The following is a 253-nucleotide window of genomic DNA, read 5'->3' as shown; positions in this document are numbered from 1 at the left end:
ACCTTGTCGCCGGGGTTCAGGTACTGACCGGGGTTGACACTTGTCACACCGATTCGCCCAGCAAACGGTGCACGGATCGTCTTCTTCTCCACAAGGGCACGCTGCTGTTCTGCAGCGGCACGCTTGGACTTCAGGTCAGCCTCATCCGCATCCACTTGGGCCTGCGACACTGCGTTGACCGCGAGCTGCGCCTTGTCGCGCTTGAGCACGGTGGCTGCCAAATCGGCCGTGGCTTGCAGCGAGTGCAGCTGAG

1 pseudogene is annotated in these 253 nt (G+C 62.5%); it reads right to left on the bottom strand.

Annotation, left to right across the window (positions count from 1 at the left end):
- Positions 1-253, bottom strand: a pseudogene (locus RVY79_RS20725) (efflux transporter periplasmic adaptor subunit); the annotation flags it as partial.

Origin of the sequence: Chromohalobacter sp. HP20-39 (assembly GCF_033052815.1) — a bacterium.
Taxonomy (GTDB): Bacteria; Pseudomonadota; Gammaproteobacteria; order Pseudomonadales; family Halomonadaceae; genus Chromohalobacter.
This window is presented reverse-complemented; position numbering and strand designations above follow the sequence as displayed.